Genomic DNA, 23,460 nt, shown 5'->3' with positions numbered 1-23,460 from the left:
CGGAGGCCCGTGTCCCCCTGGCGACCGCCGGCAGCTCGCGGATGCCGGGGTGTCGTCCGCACCGAAACGGGAGGTCCCGGCTCACCGGTCCGCGGGACGTGCGATGCCGTCACCTCGCCGGGCGGGGTACATGCCGCCGCCGGGCGGCGGGGAGGGACCTTCGAAAGCGGGGAGGGACCTTCGAAAAGGGGGGCGGTTATCGGCCCTGGCGTGTGCGTCGGCTTTCTGCGGGCCGGGCCCGTGGAGTCCCTGGCGGCTCAGTGGCTGCGGCCGGCCAGCGCTTCGGAGACCGCGCGGACGCTGCGCGCGATGTGCTGCAACTGCATGAGCTCGGCCGCGTACAGCTTGATGGTGTGCTCGATGACCGACTCCGGCAGCCCGAGCACCGGCAGTTCGGCCCGCGCGGTCTGCAGCGCGGTCCGGGCCACCCGGATCTCCTGCTGGACCTGGATTTGCGCATGCCGGGCGAGCAGGACGGGATGCCGGATGAGTGCCGGATAGCTGGCATAGCGCGCGGGGATCAGCTCGCGCAGCCACTTGGCCGCTGAGCGCTCCCAGTCGTACGAGCCCGGCGTCTTGACCTGACAGGGCCAGTCGGGGCTGATGCGCGTGCTGGTAATGGTCATGATCATCGCTTCCGGTGTGCGGCGTCGTGAGGGTGGTCCGACGGGTTCGGGGCGGCCCCGGCCTAGGGGATGGCCGGGGCCGCCACGGGCGCATCGCGCAGACGATGCGCCCCGGAACACCCTGGACGCCGACGTGGGTAGGGAACGGCGGCGGGGGGTGTCCGTGCGGGGCCCCCGGGCGTCGGAAACCGGCGCTGCGTGCGGGGTTGCATGCGCATGGGCGGTCCGTCGGCTTTCTCGGGGCGGTGTGCGAGCGGTGGGTCCGCGGATGTGGAACGTGCCCGGGGTGGGCCGGGCGCGATCCGTGAGCAGTATTTATATATGCCGACCACTTTGCAAGACGTATGAAAACATTCATGCGTGAATTGAGTCGAATGATCCCCGTCCGGGGGGTGGGCCACCGCAAGATCTTCACGAGGTTCCGGCCCCGGCGGAAGATCAGCCGGGCAGGTCCGGACCTTTACGGAAAGACCGGGTTCCCTCGCCGGGCGAGGGGCCCGGACCGGCCCTCCGCCGCGACCGGCTCAGTCCCTGAGGAAGAACTGGTGCTCCTCGGAGAGATGCTCGTACTTCTCCAGACGGGCCTGGGTGCGCTCCGGATCGGCGTCCGTCATGGCCTGCAGCAGCGCGGCGGCCATCAGACCGGGCGCCGCGTAGGAGTCGAACACCAGCCGTGACCCGGTGCCGGTGGCGAAGGCGATGTCGGCCTCGTCGGCCAGCGGCCCGAGCGCCAGGTCGGTGACCAGGGCGACCTTCAGACCGGCACCGCGCGCCACCCGGATCGCGTGCAGCGTCTCCTGGGAGTGCCGGGGCATGGCGAACGCCAGCACCCAGGTGCCGCCGGCCTCCCGGGACTGCAGGAGCGCGTCGTAGGCCACGCTGCCGCCCCGGGTCACCAGTCGCACGTCGGGGTGGATGCGGCGGGCGGCGTAGCCGAAGTACTCGGCCAGCGACACGGAAATGCGCAGGCCGAGGACCGTCAAGGGAGTGGAGTGGGACAGCTCGCGGCCGACGTGGATGACCCGGTCGGGGTCGGCGAAGTCGCGCCGCAGGTTCTCCAGGTTCTGGATCTCGGCGTCCACCGCCGCTTGGAGTTCGTTGGCCCGGTTCTCGTAGCCGGGCCCGCCGGCGAGCGCGCTCAGCGCGATGGACTGCAGTTTCTCCCGCAACGCGGGATAGCCACTGAAGCCGACGGCGGCGGCGAAGCGGGTGACCGAGGGCTGACTGACCCCGACCCGGTCCGCCAGCTCGGTGATCGACAGGAACGCGGCCTCGTTGATGTGCTCGATGAGGTACTGGGCGACGCGCCGCTGGCCCGGCGACAGACGGGGGCCGTCGAAGAGTTCTCGTAGGCGGGAGGTCGGGGCGGCCTCGGCCTCGGGCATGGCTTTGCCCGACGTGATCGCTGATGCCTGTGCGCGTGCCTGCTGCGGCGAGGGCACCGGTCCGCCTCCTTTTTCTCCCACGAGCACTCAACATAGCTCACCCACGGCCGTGACCAGGGGTTCGAGGGAGCGGGACTCACCGCCGGTAGATGCTGATCGAATGGCCGACCTCCCCGACCGGCCTGCTGCTGTCGATCAACTCGGCGAGCTTCCCGCGGGCCTTGGCGACCGCGGAGTCCGACACCACCAGCAGGCCGCGCACCCGTCCGGGCGGCACCCTGCGCGGATCGGCGGCACGGATGCCGTAGTACGACGGTACTCCGCTGCCCTTGTACACCAGCCACACCCGCTCGCCCGGGTACCGCTGACGCAGGCGGTCGGCGAGACGGCCCAGGTCCTGTCCCCAATCCACGTTGGAGTCGTGCAGCAGGAGATGGGTGCGGGCCGGCCCGCCGAACGCCTCGTTGGCGTACGGCAGATAGTACGGGAACGTCCGCAGCGAACTCACTGCGGTGCACAGCACCAGCACGACCGTCGCCCCGGCCGCCCACCGCCGGCTGGACCCCGCCGTACAAGCCGCTGCAACTGCGAAGAACATCGGCACGAACAGCGCGTACCGGGTCCCGAAGTCCCGCGCCCCCGTCATCGCCACGGCCAGCAGCACCAGGGGCGGCAGCAGGACGTATGCCGCCGCGGGCCGCAGCCGTCGTACCGCCACGATCGCCACGGCACCGGCCGCGCCCAGCGCCAGCAGGCCGAGCGGTGTCTTCACCAGGAGGGCGGCCGGCAGGTAATACCATCGCGAGCCGGTGTACAGGTGACCGAAGAGATAGCCCTGCCATCGATGGGTCTCCAGGTCGAACTGCACCCGCATACCGGCCCGGTAGGCCTCGGGCACCGGTAGCAGGTCCACCAACCGTCCGCGCAGCCCGTGCAGGGCCGGAACGGGCTGTGCGGGTGTGAACCGCAGCCGGGGATCGACCGCGAGATACGCGGCCCACACGACCGCCACCGCCGCCAGCGCCACGGTCGCCATGGCGGCGAGCGTAGTCAGCACCGTTCGTCGGCGGCCGGCGGCCGGAACCGTGAACACCGCCGGTACCTTCCTCCCCCCGGCGGCGGCCACCCGCGCGAGCAGCGCCGGCACCCTCCGCCGCCGCCCGGTCTCCGCTCCGGTGAGTGCGGTTGGCGTCCGTTCCGTCCGTCCGGCGGCCGAATCCGCCCCGGGCACCGAGAGCCTCCGCCGTGCCCGCCCGGCGGCCACTGCGGACAACGCCGCGAGCGCCAGTACCACCGGCACCGCCGCCAGTGCGCTCATCTTGGTTGCCACCGCTGCTCCGAGTGCCGCCCCGCACAGCGGCAGACAGAGCACCGGCCGCCGCCGCGCCCGCCAGACCAGCCAGGTTGATGTCAGCACGAACCCGGCGGTCGGCACGTCCAGCGTGGCCAGTGAACCGTGCGCGATCACATCGGGCGAGAAGGCGTACAGGGCAAGTGCCACCAGCCCGCCCGCCGTGCCCGCCAGCCCGCGGGCGAACGCGAAGGCGACCAGCCCGAACAGCAAGGTCAGCGCGATTATTGGCAGCCGCGCCCACAACATCAACCGCCAGGGGTCGTTGCCCGACTCGTACAGCAGATGCCGGCCTACCTCCCCCTGGGAGCCGGGGTACGACGGGTCGTAGTGCGGGTCGGCCACCACCACACCGGCCGCGATCAGCAGTTTGCCCAGCGGCGGATGCTCCGGGTTGTAGCGAAGCCGGTGTTCGCGCACGTAGTCGGTGGCCGTCGCGACGTACACCGGCTCGTCGATGGTGGGCGTCTGCCGCTCCGCCGCCGTCACCATCGCCGCGGCCATCTGGGCCAGCAACAGTGCCACGAGCACCGGCACCAGCCACCGGCGGCGTCGCCGCACGGCAGCGTACAGCCGGGCGGGCACCCGGCCGGGGGTCGGCCGCGCGAGCCCCCCGGAAGAAGTCCCGGAGGGGAGAACCCTGTGCTGTTCGCGTGTCATTGTCCGCTCCGCGGCGGCAGCGGGCGGGCGACGGCGGGAGCGTTCGGGGGACCGGCCCTCGCCCCGCTCCCGGCACCGCAGGCATCACCGCTGCACGAGTCGTACCGGCAGACCCTCTGCCGTGTACACGGGTACGGTCGGCAGCCTGCGGGAGTTCACCCCGGACCGGCCGGGCTGTGCCGTCCCTCCCCTCCGAGGGATCCTGCCGTCGTGGGCAAGGTCAGCGAGCCCGCCGGCACCACCAGGTCCGCCCGCTCCCGAGTCGCCGCGACCAGGTCGGCGTTGCGCTGATCTGCACCCAGCACCCAGGCCAGGGCGGACTCATGGTCCTTGCCGAACCGCTCGTGCCGGGCGACCAGTCGCCGGATCCGCTCCTCCTCGTCGATCTCGCAGAACCACACCTCGTCCAGGTACGAGCGCGCTCGCTGCCACGAATCCTCCTGGAGCAGCAGGTAGTTGCCCTCGGTCACCACCACCCTGGCGGTCGGTGACACCGGGATCGCGCCCGCGACCGGCTGTTCGAGCACCCGCTCGAACCCGGGCGCGTACACCACCTCGGCGGCGTCCTCGCGCAGGCGCCGCAGCAACGCCGTGTATCCGGCCGGGTCGAAGGTGTCCGGGGCGCCCTTGCGGTTCCGGCGGTCCAGCCGGTCCAACTCGGCGTCGGCCAGGTGGAATCCGTCCATCGGTACGTGCGCGGCCAGGGGCGGGTCGTCGGCGTTGAGGGCCTGCACCAGACGTTCGGCGAGCGCTGATTTGCCCACACCGGGGCTGCCCGCGATGCCGAGCAGTGCGCGTCGGCCGCCCCGGGGGAGGGCGCGGGCACGGGCGAGGAGGTCGTCGAAGGTCAGCGGCACACGCAGAGTGTGGCACCCAGGGGGGTGTGAAGGGTACGGGAACCGCCGCCTGCATGTGGCCCGGTGTGGTGTGCGCCACTCACTGGAGAGCGCTTCTTGGGGAACAGTGCTGAGTATGACTCAGCTCGGTCTGCCCGATACCATCCAGGCCTGCCTCTTCGACCTCGACGGGGTCGTCACCAGGACCGCCGTCGTCCACGCGGCTGCCTGGAAGGAGACGTTCGACGCGTTCCTGCACGACTACGAGGGCGAACAGGGGCGGCCGTTCGACGCGATCGCCGAATACGACGAGTACGTCGACGGTCGCCCCCGCGCTGACGGCGTCCGTGCCTTCCTCGACTCGCGCGGCATCCACCTGCCCGAGGGCACCCCGGGCGACCCTCCCGGCGCACGCACCGTCCGTGGGCTCGGCAACCGCAAGAACGCCCGGCTCCTGGAGAAGATCCGCACCGGTGGCGTGCGGGCCTACGAAGGAACCCTCGGCTATCTGGCGGCGGTCCGGACCGCGGGGCTGCGCACCGCGATCGTCTCTTCCAGTGCCAACTGCCGGGACGTGCTCCGCTCGGTCGACGCCGAGCACCTCTTCGACGTGCGGATCGACGGCGTGGTCGCCGCCGAGCGGAACCTGCCGGGCAAACCGCACCCCGACACCTTCCTCGCCGCCGCCCGCGACCTCGGGGTTGAGGCGTCCCGGGCGGCCGTGTTCGAGGACGCCCTGGCCGGTATGGACGCGGGCCGCGCGGGCGGTTTCGGATACGTCGTCGGCGTGGACCGCGTCGGACAGGCCGATGCCCTGTACGCGCACGGCGCCGATGTCGTCGTCCGTGACCTCGCCGAGCTTGGAGGCAAGCAGTGATCAGCCATCGGTCGTACGCCGTGGAGCCGTGGGCGATTCGGGAGACCGCCCTCGACTTGGACGTCCTCGCCCAGAGCGAGTCGGTGTTCGCCCTCTCCAACGGCCATGTCGGCTGGCGCGGCAATCTCGACGAGGGTGAGCCGCACGGTCTGCCCGGCAGCTACCTGAACGGCGTGCACGAGGTGCACCCGCTGCCGTACGCGGAAGCCGGTTACGGCTACCCGGAGTCGGGCCAGACGGTCATCAACATCACCAACGGCAAGATCCTCCGGCTGCTGGTGGACGACGAGCCCTTCGACCTGCGCTACGGTCGGTTGCACGCCCACGAGCGGCTGCTGGACCTGCGCCGCGGGGTGCTGGAGCGGACCTGCGAGTGGACGTCCCCGGCCGGGACGACGGTCCGGGTGCGTTCGACCCGGCTGGTGTCGCTCACCCAACGGGCGGTGGCCGCGGTCGCCTACGAGGTTGAGGCCATTGGCGGGCGCAGCCGGGTGGTGATCCAGTCGGAACTGGTTGCCAACGAGAGTCTGCCGGGAACGAACGGCGACCCCCGCGCCGCGATGGCGCTGCAGTCCCCGCTGGAACAGGAGGACGGTTCCGCCTTCGGCAACCGGCTGCGGCTGGTGCACCGCACCCGGCGCAGTGGCTTTCGAGTGGCCGCCGCCGCCGACCACTTCGTCACTGGCCCGGAACGCACCACCACGCACAGCGAGAGCGGCACCGACGTGGCCCGCCTGACCGTCACCTCCGTCCTGGAGCCCGGACAGACGCTCACCGTGGAGAAGCTGGTCGCTCACGGCTGGTCCGGAACCCGTTCCCTGCCCGCCATGGCCGACCAGGTCGACGCCGCTCTCGCGGCTGCCGCACAGGACGGCTGGCAGGGCCTGCTGGCGGACCAGCGGGCCTACCTGGATGACTTTTGGGCCCGCGCCGATGTCGAGGTCGAGGGTGACGAGGAGATCCAGCAAGCCGTCCGCTTCGCGCTGTTCCACGTCCTGCAGGCCGGAGCCCGTGCCGAACAGCGTGCGATACCGGCCAAGGGGCTGACCGGGTCGGGGTATGACGGGCATGCCTTTTGGGACACCGAGATGTTCGTGCTGCCCGTGCTCGTCCACACCGCGCCCGCCTCCGTCGCCGAAGCGCTGCGGTGGCGGTACAACACCCTGGACGAGGCTCGTGAACGCGCCGTCCAACTGGGGCTTCGCGGTGCCGCGTTCCCCTGGCGCACCATCGCAGGCCGAGAGGGCTCGGCGTACTGGCCGGCCGGCACCGCCGCCTTCCATGTCAACGCGGACGTCGCCGACGCCGTCGTCCGGTATGTCGCCTCCACCGGCGACACCGCCTTCGAGCGGGAGGCAGGTGTCGAACTGCTGGTGGAGACGGCCCGGTTGTGGCGGTCGCTGGGCCACCACGACACGCACGGCGTCTTCCACATCGACGGCGTCACCGGACCCGACGAGTACAGCGCGGTCGCCGACGACAACACCTACACCAACCTCATGGCCCGGCAGAACCTGCTCGCCGCGGCCGACGCCGCCGAACGCCACCCGCGCGAGGCCCGGCGGCTCGGCGTGGACGAGGAGGAGAGCGCGGCTTGGCGGGATGCCGCGGAGGCCATGCACATCCCCTACAATTCCGAACTCGGCGTTCACGAACAGCACGCCGGATTCACCCGCTACCAGCGCTGGGACTTCGCCGGCACCCGAGCCGACCAGTATCCGCTGCTCCTGCACTTCCCCTACTTCGACCTGTACCGGAAGCAGGTCGTCAAGCAGGCCGATCTGGTGCTGGCGATGTACACCTGCGGTGACCGCTTCGACGAGGAGCAGGTGGCCCGGAACTTCGCCTACTACGAGCCGCTGACCGTACGCGACTCCTCCTTGTCCGCTTGCTGTCAGGCCGTCATCGCCGCGCAGGCGGGTCATCCGGGGCTCTCCCTCGACTACACGGCCGAAGCCGCGCTGATGGATCTGCACGACCTGGAGCACAACACCCGGGACGGACTGCACATCGCTTCGCTGGCCGGCACCTGGATGGCGCTGGTGGCGGGCTTCGGTGGCATGCGCTGCGAGGGGGACCGCCTGCGGTTCGCGCCGCGGCTGCCCGAGCGGTTTCGCCGCCTGGCCTTCAACGTCCAGTTCCGTGGGCGCCGGCTGCGCGTGGACATCGGCGCCGACAAGGCCGCGTACCTGCTCTTGGACGGCCCGCCGCTGACCCTGCGTCACCACGGAGAGCCGCTGACGGTCAGTATCCACGAGTCGGCCGTCCGACCGGTGCCGCCGTTGATCCGGCGCCCTGCTCCGGAACAGCCGCCGCACCGCGCGCCGAACGGCCGCTGAGAGCCGGCCTGGAGGGAGGAGCGGCGGCGGGAGCGGCCACCGCGCGCAGGGGGCGGTGGTCCGGTGACCTCAGGCCAGCGTCCGGGCCGCGGCCCGCCGGTCCCGGCCGCAGTCGCCTGACGGTCGGCCCGGTGTTCCACGAGGAAGAGGGTGAGCGGGCGCCCGTCCGGGGCCAGCGGACGGTTTACCGGCGAGTGGCGCGGTGGCTGGCCGGAGGGGTGATCAGTCCGGGGCGGCGGCGGTCAGGACGGCGGCCGAGGCCCTTAGGCGGAAGCGCGCCGGAGCGCGCCGCCGGGCGATCACCGGGCGGCGGCGGACAGCAGGGCGGTGCACCAGCGGGCCGTACACATCGGACCTCACGGATCCTCTCCGGCGAGGAGCTCGCGCAGCACCCGCTCCTCCTCGGGGCTCAGTCCGGTCACGAAGTGCTGGAGCGCGGCGAGCGGGTCCGGGCCCCGGTTCAGGATGTCGTGCATCGCCTCGGCGGTCAGCTCGGCCGCGTTCTTGGCGGGCCGGTAAGCACCGCGCCGCCCGTCGGCATCGCGGAGTACCAGCTTCTTGTCGTACAGCCGTGTGAGGATGGTGTGGACCGTGTTGTAGGCGAGCCCGCCGCTGATCTCGGCCTGGATCTCCGCCGGGGTCAGTGGCCGCTCGGTGGCCCAGAGCGCGGCCAGCACCTCGCTCTCCAGCTTCCCGGCGCCGCGCCGCTCCGCCCTGCCGCGGGACCCTGTGCCAACCATGCCCCCAACCTTACAGCGCGTAGGGCCGCCGGCCGGACGGCCGCCCTGCCCCCGGGAGCGTGCCGGGGTACGGTCGGTCCAGCGATGTTTTCCTTGATCGGACGGCACGTCAGGCCGCGAGCGCAGAGGGGTGATGATGGGCGGCGGCATGCATGACGCTCGGGCCGCGACGCGGAGCGGGCGCGCCCTTCGCACCGCCGTCGGGTCCGTGAGCGCTCCCGATGGCGGGAGGAAGAACGGGGCCGGGGCTCTGCTCGCGGCCGTCGCGACCGCCTTCACCCTGGCCCAGCTGCTCCTGGTCCGGCCCGGCATGGGTCTCGGCTGGGACGAGACGGTGTACGTCAGCCAGGTCGGCGCTCATGCCCCCGCCGCCTTCTTCAGCGCACCCCGCGCCCGGGGCATCTCGCTGCTCGTCGCACCCGTCGCGTCCTGGTCGTCCTCGACGGCCCTGCTGCGGATCTACCTCGCGGTCCTGTCCGGCCTCGGCCTGTTCCTGGCCCTGCGTGCCTGGCGCGACTTGTTCCCGGTGCGTGTACTCGCCCTTGCTGGTGCTCTCTTCGCTTCTCTCTGGGTGACCCTGTTCTACGGCCCGCAGGCGATGCCGAACTACTGGGTCGCCGTGGGCGCCTTGGTCGCCGTCGCCTGCTTCCTGCGCGCCGGCCCTGACCGCGCCGGCCCCGACCGGGGCGCCCTGTGGGGCCTGGCGGCGAGTGCGGCGCTGATGGCATTGATGCGGCCCATGGACGCGGTCTTCGCGACCCTGCCACTCCTCGCCCTTGGCCTGGTTCGCGGACGGCGCCGTGCGCTGGTCCTGCTCGCCGGGCTCGCCGCCGGGGCCGCCGAGTGGGTGATCGAGGCGTACGTGAGCTACGGCGGCCTCGTACGCCGTCTGTCCGACGGCTCCGCGATTCAGGGCGGACTCGGCAGCCACCTCGCCGTGGTGGACCAGCTGCGCAGCCTCGGCGGGCGGACCCTGTGCCGGCCGTGCACGGGCGCCCTGCCGAACCCGGTGCTCACCGTGTGGTGGTTCGTGCTGCCCGTGCTCGCCGTCCTCGGCCTGGTCTTCGCGGTGCGCGCCCGGCGTACTGGGGCCACGGGGGTGGTCCTGGCCTGCGCGGTGAGCGTCGCCTTTCCCTACTTGTTCCTGATCGGCTATGCAGCACCCCGCTTCCTGCTGCCCACCTACGCCTTGCTGGCCATCGCGGTCGCCGATGCCCTGATCACACTGGCGACCGGCGCGCGCGGGACCTGGCGCCCGGTGGCCGTGACGCTGATCTGCCTGGGGCTCGCTGCTCATCTCGCCGTACAGCTGGCCGTCCTGGTGCACACCGTGCACAGCAACACCGCGGCCCGCCGCGCATGGTCCCGCACCGCAGCCACCCTGCACCGCCTCGGCGTGCGTCCGCCGTGCCTGCTCTCCGGGTACGAGGCCATCCCGGTCGCGTTCTACACGGGCTGTTCCTCGGCCGAAACGTCCGGCCACAACGCCAACAGCACCGCGGCCGGCATCGCCCGGACCGCCCGCCGTATCCCGGTGGCCGTGCTGCTGCCGGTGGGGTCCCGACCGCCTGGATACGCCCGCGGCTGGCCGTCCGCGCGGCTCGGCGCGGTGCTGGTGCACTACTCCGTGCCGGGGGCCGATGCGCCAGCCGTCGTGCGCGTGCAAAGAGCCGCCGCCGCAGCCCTTTCCGGCGGCCTCTGGCGGCCCGCCCCCGGCAGCGTCTGACCGTACGCCTGTGCACGGCCCAACGGCCGGTGGACGGGCACTTGGCGCTGAACGTTCCCGGTCTTTGCCCCCACATTGCTGCCTCTTGTCCAGCTGATGGTGCGGCCATCGCCATGATGGGTCGGGAAGGTAAGGCATGCCTTCGCTAAGTGGGAGGGCCGCACGGCATGTGGGACGACGCTTTTCCGAGTTTCCTGATCGGGCTGAGGGAGGGTCTCGAAGCCGGACTCATCGTCTCCATCCTGGTCGCCACCCTGGTTCGGGCCGGGGCACGCTCCCGGCTGGCCCAGGTGTGGACGGGCGTCCTAGCCGCGGTCACCGTGGCGATGAGTTTCGGCGCGGTCCTCACCTTCACCGCGGCTTCCATGCCGGACACCGCCCAGGAGGCGTTCGGCGGCACGCTCAGCGTGATCGCCGTCGCGTTCGTCACGGCCATGGTGTTCTGGATGCGCCGTTCGGCCCGCAACCTTTCCGGTGAACTGAAGCAGAAGGTGACGGGTGCCCTGGCCATGGGGTCGGGTGTGCTGATCCTGACCTCGTTCCTCGCCGTCGGTCGTGAGGGTCTGGAGACGGCCCTGTTCCTGTGGACGACGGCCCGGGCGGCGGGCGAGTCGGCGGGCCCGCTGACCGGTGCCGCCATCGGCCTGGTCCTCGCAACCGGCCTGTGCTGGGGCCTGTACCGTCGTGTGCTGAAGATCAACCTGACCAGGTTCTTCACCGCCACCGGCGTCGTCCTGATCGTCATCGCGGCCGGTGTCCTCGGCTACGGCCTGCGTGACCTCCAGGAGGGTGGCGTACTACCCGGCAAGGCGGACTTTGCGGTCGACCTCGCCGGCAGCGTCGACGCCGGCTCCTGGTACAGCGCCCTGGTCCAGGGCGTCTTCAACCTGACGCCCACCATGACCTGGCTCCAAGTGGGGGCCTATGTCGTCTACCTCGCCGTCGTGATGACCCTGTTCGTCCGCGGGGTGCGCACCGTGGTCCCCGGGCAGGCCGCCGGGGGCCCGGCGCGCGGACCGGTCACGCCCCGGCCCGCACGACGCCGGCCGGTGTGGTGGGTGCCTGCTGTGGTGGTCGCCGTACCCGCGGTCCTCGCCGGAGCCGTCGTCGCCCTTTCCAGCCCCAAACCCGCCGGGAACCAGACCGTCGCCGTCTCCGAGACCGACTGCGGCAAGGGCTTCACGGCACCCAAGCCCGGCCGGCGCACCTTCCGCATGCACAACACCGGCGACAAGACCTCCGAGGTGTACCTGGTCGACCCGTCGACGGACGCGGTCTACGGCGAGATCGAGGGCCTCGCCCCCGGCACCAGCCGTGACCTCGTGGCCACCGTTGCGGGCGGCAGCTACGCCTGGCGCTGTGTCCCCACCGGCGGCAAGGCCGTCACCTCCCAGCCGGTGCGAGTCAGCGGCGGTGGCGCGGCCAAGCCGGTCGCCCCCGTGTCCGAGCGGGACCTCGCCGCACCCCTGAGGGCGTACCGGGCGTACGTCGAGCGGGGCCTGGCTACCCTCGTCACCCAGACCCGTGCCCTCGACCACGACATCGAGGCCGGCCACCTCGCCAAGGCCCGTGAGGACTGGCTCACCGCCCACCGCACCTACGCCTCCCTCGGCGCGGCGTACGGCACCTTCGAGGACTACGACCGGAAGATCGACGGCCGTGCCGACGGACTCCCGGACGGCGTGCGGGACAAGGGCTTCACCGGTTTCCACCGCGTCGAGCACGGTCTCTGGCACGGCGAGTCGGCCAAGGAACTGCGGGGCCCTGCCCGGCAGCTCGCCGGGGCCGCCGCAGCACTTCACAAGGCCTTTCCCAGCCAGGACTTTGCCCCTGGCGACCTCCCGCTGCGCGCCCACGAGATCCTGGAGAACACCCTCCAGTTCGAGCTGACCGGCGACACCGACGAGGGCAGCGGCACGAATCTCGCCACGGCCGACGCCAACCTCGCCGGCACCCGCCAGTTGCTGACTGTCCTCACACCGTTGGTGAGCACCCGGGCGCCCAAGCTGCTGCCCACGGTCGGCGCGGACGTCTCCCGGCTCCAGAAGCTCTTGGACGCGGAGCACCAGGGGAACAGATGGACCCCCGTCGAGAAGCTCACCACCACCGACCGGCAGCGTCTCGACGGTGCCACCGGGCAGCTCTTGGAAGACCTGGCGCCGATCCCGGACCTCCTGGAGATCCGGAAGTCCGCCTGATGACCACTGCGCACCCGTACCCCGAAGGGAACCCTGCGATGTCCTCTGCCGAACCGTCGGCCTGCCCCGCCGGTCCCGCTCGCCGCTCGTTCGTGCGGACCGCGTTGGGTGCCGGTGCCGCCGGAGCGGTCCTGGCCGGCGGAGGCTTCGCCCTCGGCGAGGGCGGCGGAACGGCGCAGGCGGAGCCGGCCAGGGTTGACAGCACCGCGAAGGTCCCCTTCCACGGGGTCCACCAGGCCGGAATCCTCACCCCGGCGCCCGCTGCCGCCACCTTCGTGGCCCTCGACGTCATAGCCGACGACCGGTCGGGCCTCACCGACCTGCTGAAGACCCTCACCGAGCGGACCCGCTTCCTCACCTCCGGCGGACTCCCGGCCGACCTGGGCGTCGGTGCACCGCCCTCCGACAGCGGCATCCTCGGCTCCGAGGTCCCACCGGACGATCTCACCGTCACCGTCGGAGTCGGAGCGTCCCTGTTCGACGACCGCTACGGCCTCGCCCGGGCCAGGCCTGTGCGGCTCACCCCGATGCGGACCTTTCCCAACGACAACCTGGACGCGGCCGAGTGCCACGGTGACCTGTCCTTGCAGATCTGTGCCAACAGCCAGGACACCGTGCTGCACGCGCTGCGCGACATCGCCCGACATACCCGCGGCGCCATGCAGATCAAGTGGCGTGTCGACGGCTTCCAGAACGTCCCCCGGCCTTCGGGCGCCCCGCGCAACCTGCTCGGCTTCAAGGACGGCATCGCCAACCCGGACGTCACCTCCCCCCGGGAGACGGATCGGCTGATCTGGGTCGGCGGCGGGCACGGCGAGCCTGCCTGGGCCGAGGGCGGCAGTTACCAGGTCATCCGGATCATCCGGATGCTGGTCGAGTTCTGGGACCGGGTCTCGCTGACCGAGCAGGAGAAGATGTTCGGCCGCCGCAAGGACACCGGCGCCCCGCTCGATGGCGCCAAGGAGACCGATGTCCCCCACTACGCCAAGGATCCGCACGGCTCCGTGATCCCGCTGGACTCCCACATCCGCATGGCGAACCCACGCACCGCCGAGACCGACAGCTCCCGCATCCTGCGCCGGGGCTACAACTACGACCGGGGTGTCGACAACGTCGGCAACCTCGACATGGGCCTGGTCTTCTGCTGCTACCAGCAGGACGTCAAGCGCCAGTTCGAGACGGTGCAGACCCGTTTGATCGACGAACCCCTGGTCGACTACATCTCTCCGACGGGAGGCGGCTACTTCTTCGCCCTGCCCGGGGCGCGGGACACTAAGGACTGGTTGGGCAGGGGCATGTTCACTGCCTGACCAGGGCCGACCGACACGGCGGGCCTTTTCCCGCGCATGGGAAAGGCCTGCCGTGCGCTTTACTGCATACAGGTTGCAAGTACGTGATGATGTTAGGAGCCCGCGCTGCGCGGCACAGTCATACCTGCACCACCGAAGGGAAAACCTCCCGATGACGGCCGCCCCTGGTTCCGCCCCGTCCCTCCCCGCGCCGGCCGCGGCGAAGCCCTCGGTCTGGCGCCGCGTGCGAGGGTCCATGACCCGGCAGGAGTGGATCAGGGTCAGCTCGATGGCCGCCTTCGTGCTCGCGCTGCACATCATCGGCTGGGGCACCCTGGTCGGCTTCGTCGCGCCGCAGCACCTCAGCGTCGGCACCGACTCCTTCGGCATCGGCATCGGCATCACCGCGTACACGCTGGGGATGCGGCACGCCTTCGACGCCGACCACATCGCGGCGATCGACAACACCACCCGCAAGCTGATGGGCGGGGGACAGCGCCCCCTGTCCGTCGGCTTCTGGTTCTCGCTCGGCCACTCCAGTGTGGTCTTCGTCCTCGCCCTGCTGCTCTCCCTGGGCATGAAGACCCTGGCCGGACCGGTCCGTGACGGCAACTCCCACCTGCACCAGGTGACCGGCCTGATCGGTACGACGGTCTCCGGCACCTTCCTCTATCTCATCGCCGGTATCAACCTCGTCGTCATGGCCGGGATCTGGAAGGTGTTCCGCCGCATGCGCTCCGGCCACTTCGATGAGGCCGCCCTGGAGACACAGCTGAACAGCCGCGGCTTCATGAACCGCCTGCTCGGCCGGGTCACCGGCTCGATCAGCAAGTCATGGCAGATGTACCCCCTGGGACTGCTGTTCGGACTCGGCTTCGACACCGCGACGGAGATCGCGCTGCTGGTACTCGCCGGTTCCGGCGCCGCCTCGGGACTGCCCTGGTACGCCGTCCTGTGCCTGCCCGTGCTGTTCGCGGCGGGCATGTCCCTGCTCGACACCATCGACGGCTCGTTCATGAACTTCGCCTACGGCTGGGCCTTCTCCAAGCCGGTCCGCAAGGTCTACTACAACCTCACCATCACCGGTCTCTCCGTGGCCGTCGCCCTGATCATCGGCTCCGTGGAACTCCTCGGCCTGCTCGCCGACGAACTGGACCTGCACGGTACGTTCTGGAACTGGATATCCGGCCTCGACCTCAACACGGTGGGCTTCGTCATCGTTGGCCTGTTCTTCGCCACCTGGGCCCTCGCCCTGCTGGTGTGGAAAGCGGGCCGCATCGAGGAGAAGTGGACCGCGGGCCTGGCCGAACAGCCGGCAGACTGACCCTTCCGGTCGCGCTTCCGATGCCAGGTCCGCTGACCCGGGGGCAGCCCACGACAGCGGCGCACCACTTCACCGGCCGGGCGTGCCCTCGCCCGGCCGGCCGCCCCGTTCGGTTCCCGACTCTCCCGGACCGCCCTACGGCAGCAGCTTCTCGATCGCTGCCGGACCCTCCGTCTCCAGCTTGCGACGCGCCCATTCGAGGGTCTTCGGAGTGACGTCCCTGCCTGCCGCCATCACCAGGTCCTCCGGCGAGACATTCCTGGGGGGAGCGGAGTGGAGCAGGGCGTCCGGGGTGCAGTGGTCGTCGGACGACCGTGACTCTTCGGGTGTGGATGTCGACATGATGCCTCCTCCTCGGTCCGGATGACCGCATCCGTGCCGGTGCCTCCGGATGGAGCACACTCTCACCATTGCCCGCCCCCGCGCACCCCGCATCCGGAAAGCCGGGCAAACGCATGTGCAGCGCATGCCCACGCCACACCGAGCCCGCGCTCCTAAGCTGGAAACACCCGCACCCTGAACCGGGAGGCCGCTGATGGCCGAGACACCGTTTCCCGGGGACGCCGACCCCAGCACCCGCTATCTGCCGATCGCCGATCACGGACTCATCGGCGATCTGCGCAGCATCGCCCTGGTCGGCACCAACGGCACGATCGACTGGTACTGCTGCCCGGCCTTCGACTCGCCGAGCGTCTTCGCAGCCGTCCTGGACGCTGAGCGCGGCGGCTGCTTCGAGCTGGCCGCCGCCCTACCGGCGCGCACCAAGCAGTTCTACTTCCCCGACACCAACGTACTGATCACCCGGTTCTTCACCGAGGACGGCGTCGGCGAGGTGCAGGACTTCATGCCCGTCACCGGGGAGGACTCCGCCGAGGTGGGGCGGCACCGGCTCATCCGGCGCGTGGTGTGCGTGCGCGGTACGGTCCCCTTCCGTGCGCTGGTCGCCCCCCGCTTCGGCTACGGCCTCGACCCGCACACCGTGGGTACCGCGGACGGGGTGGTCCTCTTCGAATCCGCCGACCGCTCGCTGGCGCTCACCTCGACCGTGTCCGTGGAGTGCGACGACCGGGACGTACGTGCCGACTTCAAGCTCGCCGAGGGCGAGACCGCGGTCTTCGCCCTCGACCAGGTGGACGGAGACATAGCCCCGCGCGGCTGCGCCCGGGCCGAGGCCGAGCGTGAGTTCAACGCCACGGTCGCCTACTGGCGGGGCTGGCTGAGACAGTCCCACTACCGGGGCCGCTGGCGTGAGATGGTGCACCGCTCGGCCCTCACCTTGAAGCTGCTCACCTACGCCCCCACTGGTGCCATCGTCGCCGCCCCCACCACCAGCCTGCCCGAACAGCCCGGCGGCGAGCGCAACTGGGACTACCGGTACGTGTGGGTGCGCGACGCCGCGTTCTGCGTGTACGCGCTGCTGCGACTCGGCTTCAGCGGTGAGGCCGAGGCCTTCATGCGGTTCGTGACCACGCACGTCAGCCCCGGCTGCAGCGACGGCTCCGGCCCGCTGCAGGTCATGTACGGCATCGACGGCCGCACCGAACTGCCCGAACGCGAACTACCACATCTGGAGGGCCATCAGGGCTCCGCCCCGGTCCGTGTCGGCAATGCCGCCGCCGACCAGCTCCAGCTGGACATCTACGGCGCCCTCATCGACTCCATCTACCTCTACGACAAGTGGGCCCAGCCCATCTCCAGCGGCCAGTGGGACGACGTGTGCCATCTCGTCGGCTGGGTGTGCGACCACTGGGACCAACCCGACGAGGGCGTCTGGGAGACCCGCGGCGGTCGCGAGGACTTCCTGTATTCCCGCCTGATGTGCTGGGTGGCCGTCGAACGCGCCATCCGGCTCGCCAACCGGCGCGGCCTGCCCGCCGACCTGTCCAGGTGGCAGGAGGCCCGCGACACGATCTACCGGAGGATCATGGACCGAGGCTGGTCGGGGAGCCGGGGTGCCTTTGTGCAGCACGAGGGCGGTGACGTCCTGGACGCCTCCTCGCTGATGATGCCGCTTGCCAAGTTCATCGCCCCGACCGATCCCAAATGGCTGTCCACCCTGGACGCCCTCACCGAGGATCTCGTCTCCGACTCCCTCGTCTACCGCTACGACCCGCAGGCCAGCCCCGACGGACTGCGCGGGGACGAGGGCACCTTCTCCATCTGCTCCTTCTGGTACGTGGAAGCGCTGGTCCGGGCCGGTCGGCTCGATGAGGCCAGGCTGGCCTTCGAGAAGATGCTCACCTACGCCAACCACCTCGGCCTGTACGCGGAAGAGATCGGCCGGACCGGGGAGCAGCAGGGAAACTTCCCGCAGGCCTTCACCCATCTCTCCCTGATCAGCGCTGCCTTCAACCTCGACCGCGCCCTCGGCTGACGCCCTTGGGCCGGCGGACCCGCCGGCCCCGTTCGGCGGAACCTCAGGACAGAGGCTGCTCCGCCCAGATGATCTTGCCGTGCGGGGTGTAGCGCGTCCCCCACCGTTCGGCGATCTGCGCGACCAGGAACAAGCCCCGGCCACCCTCGTCGGTGCTGGCCGCGTACCGCAGATGAGGCGAGGTCGTGCTGCGGTCGGAGACCTCGCAGATCAGGGTTCGATCATGCAGCAGCCGCACCCCAATCGGGCCGCGCCCGTAGCGGATGGAGTTGGTGACCAGTTCGCTCAGGATCAGCTCGGTTGTGAAGGCCAGTTCCGCCAGGCCCCATTCGGCCAACTGTCGGGTCACCGAGGCCCGTACCTCCGACACGGCCGCCGGGTCGGTCGGCACCTGCCACTCGGCGATCCGGTCGGCCCCCAGCACCCGGGTACGGGCCACGATCAGCGCCACGTCATCACTTGGCCGGGCCGGGAGCCGGTCCAGCACCGCCCGGCAGGTTTCCTCCGGGGAGGCGCCCCGCGTGCTGCTCAGGGCCCTGCGCAGCAGCTCCAGCCCCTCGTCGATGTCCCGGACCCGATCCTCCACCAGCCCGTCGGTGTACAGCACCAGCCGACTGCCCTCCGGTAGTTCCAGCTCGGCCGTCTCGAAGGGCAGCCCGCCCAGACCCAACGGCGGACCCGCGGGCAGGTCGGGGAATTCCACACTGCCGTCCGGGTGCACCAGCGCGGGCGGCGGATGACCGGCCCGGGCCATGGTGCACAACCGGGAGACCGGGTCGTACACCGCGTACAGGCAGGTCGCACCCGTGACCACGGCCGCGCCCTCCGCCGGAACCTCGTCCTGGTCAATCCTACCGACCAATTCGTCGAGCAGGCCCAGGAGTTCATCGGGCGGCAGATCCAGCGCCGAGAAGTTGTGGACGGCCGTGCGTAGCCGGCCCATGGTCGCCGCCGCGTGCAGCCCGTGCCCCACCACATCACCGACGACGAGGGCCACCCGGGCGCCCGACAGCGGCAGCACATCGAACCAGTCGCCGCCCACGCCGGACTGCGCCGGCAGATAGCGGTAGGCGATCTCCAGGGCGTCCTGCTCGGGCAACGACCGGGGCAGCAGACTGCGCTGCAGGGTGACCGCCATGCTGTGCTCGCGCGTGTAGCGGCGGGCGTTGTCGATGGAGACCGCCGCCCGTGCGACCAGCTCCTCGGCCAGCGCCAGCTCCTCGGAGTCGAACGGCTGCGGCTTCTCCGACCGCCAGAAGGTGGCCACGCCCAGCACCAGGCTGCCCGCCCTGAGCGGCACGGTCACCAGCGAATGGACGCCGTAGCGCATGACCTGGTCGCTTCGTTCCAGGTCCTGTGCCTGCCAGCCGGGCGCATTGCGCAGCTGCGGCTCCACGACCGACTGCCCGGTGGTCAGACTGCGGGCCTGCGGCGAGGTGGCCACGAACCGGATCCGTTCGCCGACCGGGTACAGCGGGGGATCCTTGCGGATGCCGGCGCAGGCCGCACGACGCAGCGCGGTACCCGGCCTGGGTTCCTCGCCGCTCAGCACCGCGTCGAACAGGTCCACGGTCGCGAAGTCCGCGAACCGGGGGACGGCCAGCTCCGCCAGCTCCTCGGCGGTGCGGGTGACGTCCAGACTGGTGCCGATGCCGACCCCGGCGTCGTACAACATGTTGAGCCGTTCACGTGCCACCTCCGCGCGGCCGGACAGCGCGCGCAGTTCGGTGGAGTCGCGCAGCGTCGTGACGCTCCCGGCCGGTCCGCCGCGCACGTCGGTGGGGCGCTGGTTGATCGCCAGCAGCCGGTCCTTGACCAGGTGCACCTCGTCCGTGGCCATCCGCCCGGAGGCCAGGAGCCCTGCCGTCTCCGGATCCAGGCCCAACTCCAGCACATGCCGCCGCTCGGCGTCCTCGGGCAGCCCCAGCAGGCGGTGCGCCTCGTCGTTCGCGAGCAGCAACCGCCCGTCGCCGCCGACGATCAGCACTCCTTCCCGGACCGCGTGCAGCACCGCGTCGTGGTGTTCGTACATCCGGGTCATCTCATAGGGGCCCAGACCGCGTGTCTGGCGCAGCAGGCGCCTGCTGACCAGGGCCGTACCCGCAGTGGCCAGCGCCAGTGCCGCGGCTGCCGCCGCGAGCAGCAGCGGCAGTTGCTGGTCGGCGGCTCCGCCGACGTGCGCCGTGGTGATGCCCGCCGACACCAGACCCACTACCGTGCCGCCAGAGTCCTTCACCGGCACCACGACCTGCACCAGCGGGCCGATCGTCCCCTTGATGTGCTCGGTGACCGTGCCCCCGGCCAGGGCGGGGCCGATCGTACCGACGAACTTCTTGCCGATGCGGTCGGGTTTGGGGTGCGTGTAGCGAATGCCGTCCGTGTTCATCACGACGACGAAGTCGACGCCGGTCGCCTTGCGGACGGCCTCCGCCTCCGGCTGCAGGATCGCCGTCGGGTCCGGAGCGCGCAGCGCGGCCACCGTGCCCGGCGCGTTGGCGAACGTCTCGGCCACGGCGAGCGAACGGTTCTCCGCCTCCAGGTCGCTGTCGTGTCGCACCTGGAGCACCTGGGCCACCACGGCCGAGACGACCAGCAGCAGCACGATCACCACTTGCAGCGCGAAGAACTGCCCGGCCACGCTGCGCCCGGTCACCGCCGACCGCAGCACGCCCGGCCGACTGCCGTTCGAGGCCGGCCCGGCCGGCCGCGGGTCCTGCGGTGCGCGCGGGTGCCCGAAAGGTCGGGGCGGCCGGGTCGTGGGCCGGCCGGGCAGACGCACCATGTGCCCATGTCTACACTGCCCCGCCCCGTGAGGCGAGGCTGTCGCCCGAGGTGACGGCCGGTGAGCGCGGCGGCACGGTGCGCTCACCGGATCCGCCCGGGTGCCGGGCGCCGGGCGGCGAGCAGCAGTGCCACGTCGTCAGGCCGGTCCGTGGCGTGCCGTGCTGTGGCTGTGAGCCGGTCGGCGACCCCGGCCAGCGACCGCCGGCCCGGCCGTCCGGCGGCGGCCCCGGCCTTGGCGAGGGCCAGCCGCAGCGCCGTGATGCCGTCGTCGATGTCGGCCCCCGGCCGTTCCACGAGGCCGTCCGTGTAGAGGGCGAGGATCGCGTCGGGCTCCAGCAGCAGTTCGGTCACCGGGTACCGCGCGTGCGGATCCACTCCGAGGACGACACCGCCCGGGATGTCCAGCACCCGGGTGCGTCCGTCGGGGGAGCGCAGCAGTGGTGGTGGATGGCCGGCCCGGGCGATCTGAGCGCGGCCGGTGGCCGGGTCCAGGCGCAGATAGCAACAGCTGGCGAACTGGCCCGGGTCGAGATCGATCAGCAGGCGGTTCGTCCCGCTCAGCACCTCGTCCGGCGGCCGGTCGCTCAGCGCGAACGCACGGACCGAGCTGCGCAGCTGACCCATGGTGGCTGCCGCCTGCACCCCGTGCCCCTGTACGTCGCCGATGACCAGCGCGAGCCCGTCCCCGGCCTCCACCACGTCGTACCAGTCGCCGCCGACGTCCATGCCCTGCGTGCCCGGCAGGTAGCGTCCGGCGGTCTCCACCCCTGGGTGCGCCGACAACCGGCGCGGTAGCAGGGCCTGCTGCAGGCCGCGGGCCAGGGCCGCCTCGCTGTCGTAGCGCTGCGCCCGCTCCATGGCGTGCGCGATCAGTCCGGCGAGCGCGGTGAGGACCGTGCGTTCCTCCGTGCTGAAGCCGCGCAGCCTGTCGAAGCCCAGGATGCAGGAGCCGACCGCCCGGCCGGAGGCGATCAGCGGAAGGAAGGCGCGGGCGCCCACGTCCGCGTCCAGGGGGATGCCCGGGTAGGCGGCTGCCAGCTGCTGCATGGATTCGAAGAACAGCGGCCGGCCGGTGGTGAGGGTTTCCACGCCCGGCAGATGCGCGTCCAGGCCGACCCCCTCGAACGGACCGAGGAATCCCTGCGGGAACCCGGTCTCCCAGGCCAGGTACAGATGACGTTCCTGCAGGAGGTAGATGGCCAGGCGGTTGCCGCCGAACGCGGGCAGCAACTCCTGCATGACCACCGCCGACACCTGCCGGGCGGTCACCGCGTCCGTCAGCGCGATCGCCAGGGCGATCGGCCGGTACAGCGGTGCCATGGAGTGGCCGTCTGCCGCCGTGCCTTCCGGGGCCTGCGCCTCGGGGGCCGGTCCTGCCGGCGCCTCCATGCGGCTGGCCGGGACGAGCACACAGGTCAGCAGGTCCGCGCCGGGGTACACGGACACGGCGAGCCAGTCGTCCGCCGGTTTCCCGTGGCCGGGGGTCCGCCGCCGGGCGTGGAAGTGCACCGGGTCCGCGGACAGCAGGGCGGCGCGCAGATGGTCGTCGTATGGCGGCCCTGTGAACCACGGCATGGCTTCCCACAGCGTGTGCCCGAGCAGCGACTCCAGGTCGCGGTCCACCAGCCCGGCTGCAGCGGGATTGGCGTACACGATCACTCCCAGCCGGTCCAGGCAGAACACGCCCTGCGGCAGCAGGTCGGCCGCACCGTCCGCGGAGGCGGCCCGTCCGGCGTCGAAGACCGCCCCGTCGACTTTCGGCGCGGGGCCGTCGGGCGTGGCTGGCCACAGGTCCAGCAGCCGTTCAGTCCCCTCCTGTGACCGCAGGCTCAGTGGTGTCCTCGGCGGCTTCCCGGTGGCCGTGTCGCGCAGCGCGGCCCGGATCCGGTGCGTGTCGGCAGGTGCCACGGCGTCCGCGAATGTCGCTTCCGTACCCGCGGACACGCCCGAGGGCAGTCCGAGCATGGCCTGCAGCCGGTCGTCCACGTGCACCGATGACGTGGCCGGATCCCAGCTGAAGTGTCCTGCTGTGGCCTGCGCGGGGCTGTTCGTGGGGGGGCGCACGCACAGCGGTTCCCCGTCCCAGACGACCGCGCCCGGGTCTCCGTCGGCGAGTGCGATCAACTCGGCGCCCAGCCCTTCGGCCAGTCGGGCGAGCAGGTCCCGGTCCAGCAACTCGTCCACCGAATCGGACACCGCCGGACGCAGCACGGTGAGCACGCCCAGCGGCTCGGTTCCGCCCGGCACCGGCACGTGCACCGACCCGAACGGGAAGGGCAGACCCGCCGCGAACTGGGGGTACCTGCGTACCGTCGCCATGGCGTTCGGCAGCACCACCTGCACGCCGAGCCGGTAGGCGTCGGTCACCGGGAGGGGGCGGGCCACGTGCAGCCGCCACCAGGGCCTGAACAGCGGACCGGGCAGTCCCACGAGCACGGCGAGGCGCAGCAGACCGGGTGCGCTGGAGCGCAGGTACACGCCAGCCACCCGGCCACCGGCCGCGCCGAGCGCACCGGTCGAGGCGTCGGCCAGCAGCGCGGCCAGCCGGGCCCGCGAACGGACCGCCTGCTCGCCGCTCCCAGTCATCGGCCCTACCTCGTCCCGTGCGCCTCCGGGTGGATGACACAGCAAGAATGCGCCAGAGGGAGCAGGGAACGCACCTGGGAGGGAGGGGAAGCCGGAGCGCGAGGTGAGCGGACCGGCGTGGGAAGGGGACCTGGCGACGGCCTGGCCGGCCGTCTCACTCCACCGCCTCACCCGAGTGGCGGGGGCACCTGCCCGGCCCTAGTAATGGGGTGCGTAACGCCGCGCGCCGCACGCGGGGGCGCTGGTGCGGCCGCACCCCTCTCATGGAGCCTAGATGACCCGCTCTTCGTCCCCCCGTCCCGACGACTCCCGCATAACTCCCGCGCCGGCCGCCGCCGGACTCCCAACGTCGTCCCCCCAACTCC

15 protein-coding genes are annotated in these 23,460 nt (G+C 71.5%); 7 read left to right on the top strand and 8 right to left on the bottom strand.

Going from position 1 to position 23,460, the window contains the following annotated elements; translation table 11 throughout:
* Nucleotides 1–257: 257 nt before the first annotated feature.
* The 4 genes from LK06_RS00885 to LK06_RS00870 all read right to left on the bottom strand — a co-directional run bounded on the left by LK06_RS00885 (nt 258) and on the right by LK06_RS00870 (nt 4,879).
* Nucleotides 258–632, bottom strand: coding sequence for a hypothetical protein (locus tag LK06_RS00885; protein ID WP_039650170.1), 375 nt, complete (start codon nt 630–632; stop codon nt 258–260).
* Nucleotides 633–1,150: 518 nt separating this feature from the next.
* Nucleotides 1,151–2,068: a MurR/RpiR family transcriptional regulator gene (locus LK06_RS00880; protein ID WP_039650172.1), complete on the bottom strand. Its 918-nt coding sequence runs from the start codon at nt 2,066–2,068 to the stop codon at nt 1,151–1,153.
* A 79-nt stretch (nt 2,069–2,147) separates the two neighbouring features.
* Nucleotides 2,148–4,022 (bottom strand): phospholipid carrier-dependent glycosyltransferase, encoded by a 1,875-nt coding sequence (locus tag LK06_RS00875; protein WP_043435096.1) that lies wholly within the window; start codon nt 4,020–4,022, stop codon nt 2,148–2,150.
* A gap of 155 nt (nt 4,023–4,177) precedes the next feature.
* Nucleotides 4,178–4,879 carry a nucleoside/nucleotide kinase family protein gene (locus tag LK06_RS00870; protein WP_052269800.1) on the bottom strand — a complete coding sequence of 234 codons (702 nt, stop codon included), beginning with the start codon at nt 4,877–4,879 and terminating at the stop codon, nt 4,178–4,180.
* 115 nt (nt 4,880–4,994) lie between these two features.
* On the opposite strand from LK06_RS00870, the gene LK06_RS00865 reads away from it, so the two are divergent.
* Both LK06_RS00865 and LK06_RS00860 read left to right on the top strand, forming a co-directional pair.
* Nucleotides 4,995–5,735: an HAD family hydrolase gene (locus LK06_RS00865; protein ID WP_039650176.1), complete on the top strand. Its 741-nt coding sequence runs from the start codon at nt 4,995–4,997 to the stop codon at nt 5,733–5,735.
* The gene (locus LK06_RS00860) at nt 5,732–8,074 is read left to right on the top strand and encodes a glycoside hydrolase family 65 protein (protein WP_039650178.1); all 2,343 of its coding nucleotides are present in this window, start codon (nt 5,732–5,734) and stop codon (nt 8,072–8,074) included. The genes LK06_RS00865 and LK06_RS00860 overlap by 4 nt, the downstream gene beginning before the upstream one ends.
* Before the next feature lie 356 nt (nt 8,075–8,430).
* On the opposite strand, the gene LK06_RS00855 is transcribed toward LK06_RS00860, so the two are convergent.
* On the bottom strand, nt 8,431–8,814 hold the full coding sequence (locus LK06_RS00855; protein WP_043405411.1) for a BlaI/MecI/CopY family transcriptional regulator: 384 nt from the start codon (nt 8,812–8,814) through the stop codon (nt 8,431–8,433).
* Nucleotides 8,815–8,962: 148 nt separating this feature from the next.
* Between LK06_RS00855 and LK06_RS00850 the strand changes: the two genes are divergently transcribed.
* From LK06_RS00850 to nicT, 4 genes are all read left to right on the top strand, one after another.
* Complete coding sequence (locus tag LK06_RS00850; protein WP_374208108.1) at nt 8,963–10,540, top strand: hypothetical protein; 1,578 nt, start codon at nt 8,963–8,965, stop codon at nt 10,538–10,540.
* 167 nt (nt 10,541–10,707) lie between these two features.
* Complete coding sequence (gene efeU, locus LK06_RS00845) at nt 10,708–12,738, top strand: iron uptake transporter permease EfeU (protein ID WP_043435099.1); 2,031 nt, start codon at nt 10,708–10,710, stop codon at nt 12,736–12,738.
* Nucleotides 12,739–12,776: 38 nt separating this feature from the next.
* Entirely contained in the window at nt 12,777–14,048 is a 1,272-nt protein-coding gene (efeB, locus tag LK06_RS00840; RefSeq protein ID WP_039650182.1) for an iron uptake transporter deferrochelatase/peroxidase subunit, read from the top strand.
* A gap of 151 nt (nt 14,049–14,199) precedes the next feature.
* On the top strand, nt 14,200–15,351 hold the full coding sequence (nicT, locus tag LK06_RS00835) for a Nickel transporter NicT (protein ID WP_039650184.1): 1,152 nt from the start codon (nt 14,200–14,202) through the stop codon (nt 15,349–15,351).
* A gap of 135 nt (nt 15,352–15,486) precedes the next feature.
* Here nicT and LK06_RS00830 read toward each other — a convergent pair whose 3' ends face one another.
* Nucleotides 15,487–15,693: a hypothetical protein gene (locus LK06_RS00830; protein WP_039650186.1), complete on the bottom strand. Its 207-nt coding sequence runs from the start codon at nt 15,691–15,693 to the stop codon at nt 15,487–15,489.
* 193 nt (nt 15,694–15,886) lie between these two features.
* On the opposite strand from LK06_RS00830, the gene LK06_RS00825 reads away from it, so the two are divergent.
* On the top strand, nt 15,887–17,725 hold the full coding sequence (locus LK06_RS00825) for a glycoside hydrolase family 15 protein (RefSeq protein WP_039650188.1): 1,839 nt from the start codon (nt 15,887–15,889) through the stop codon (nt 17,723–17,725).
* 43 nt (nt 17,726–17,768) lie between these two features.
* Here LK06_RS00825 and LK06_RS00820 read toward each other — a convergent pair whose 3' ends face one another.
* A complete protein-coding gene (locus LK06_RS00820) occupies nt 17,769–20,507 on the bottom strand; it encodes a SpoIIE family protein phosphatase (RefSeq protein ID WP_167747932.1) in 2,739 nt (912 codons plus the stop codon).
* A gap of 83 nt (nt 20,508–20,590) precedes the next feature.
* The gene (locus tag LK06_RS00815; protein WP_043435102.1) at nt 20,591–23,095 is read right to left on the bottom strand and encodes a SpoIIE family protein phosphatase; all 2,505 of its coding nucleotides are present in this window, start codon (nt 23,093–23,095) and stop codon (nt 20,591–20,593) included.
* Nucleotides 23,096–23,460: the final 365 nt, after the last annotated feature.

The organism is Streptomyces pluripotens, from assembly GCF_000802245.2.
GTDB classification, from domain to species: Bacteria; Actinomycetota; Actinomycetes; order Streptomycetales; family Streptomycetaceae; genus Streptomyces; species Streptomyces pluripotens.
The sequence above is the reverse complement of the archived record's forward strand: the minus strand, read 5'-3'. Positions and strand labels throughout refer to the sequence as shown.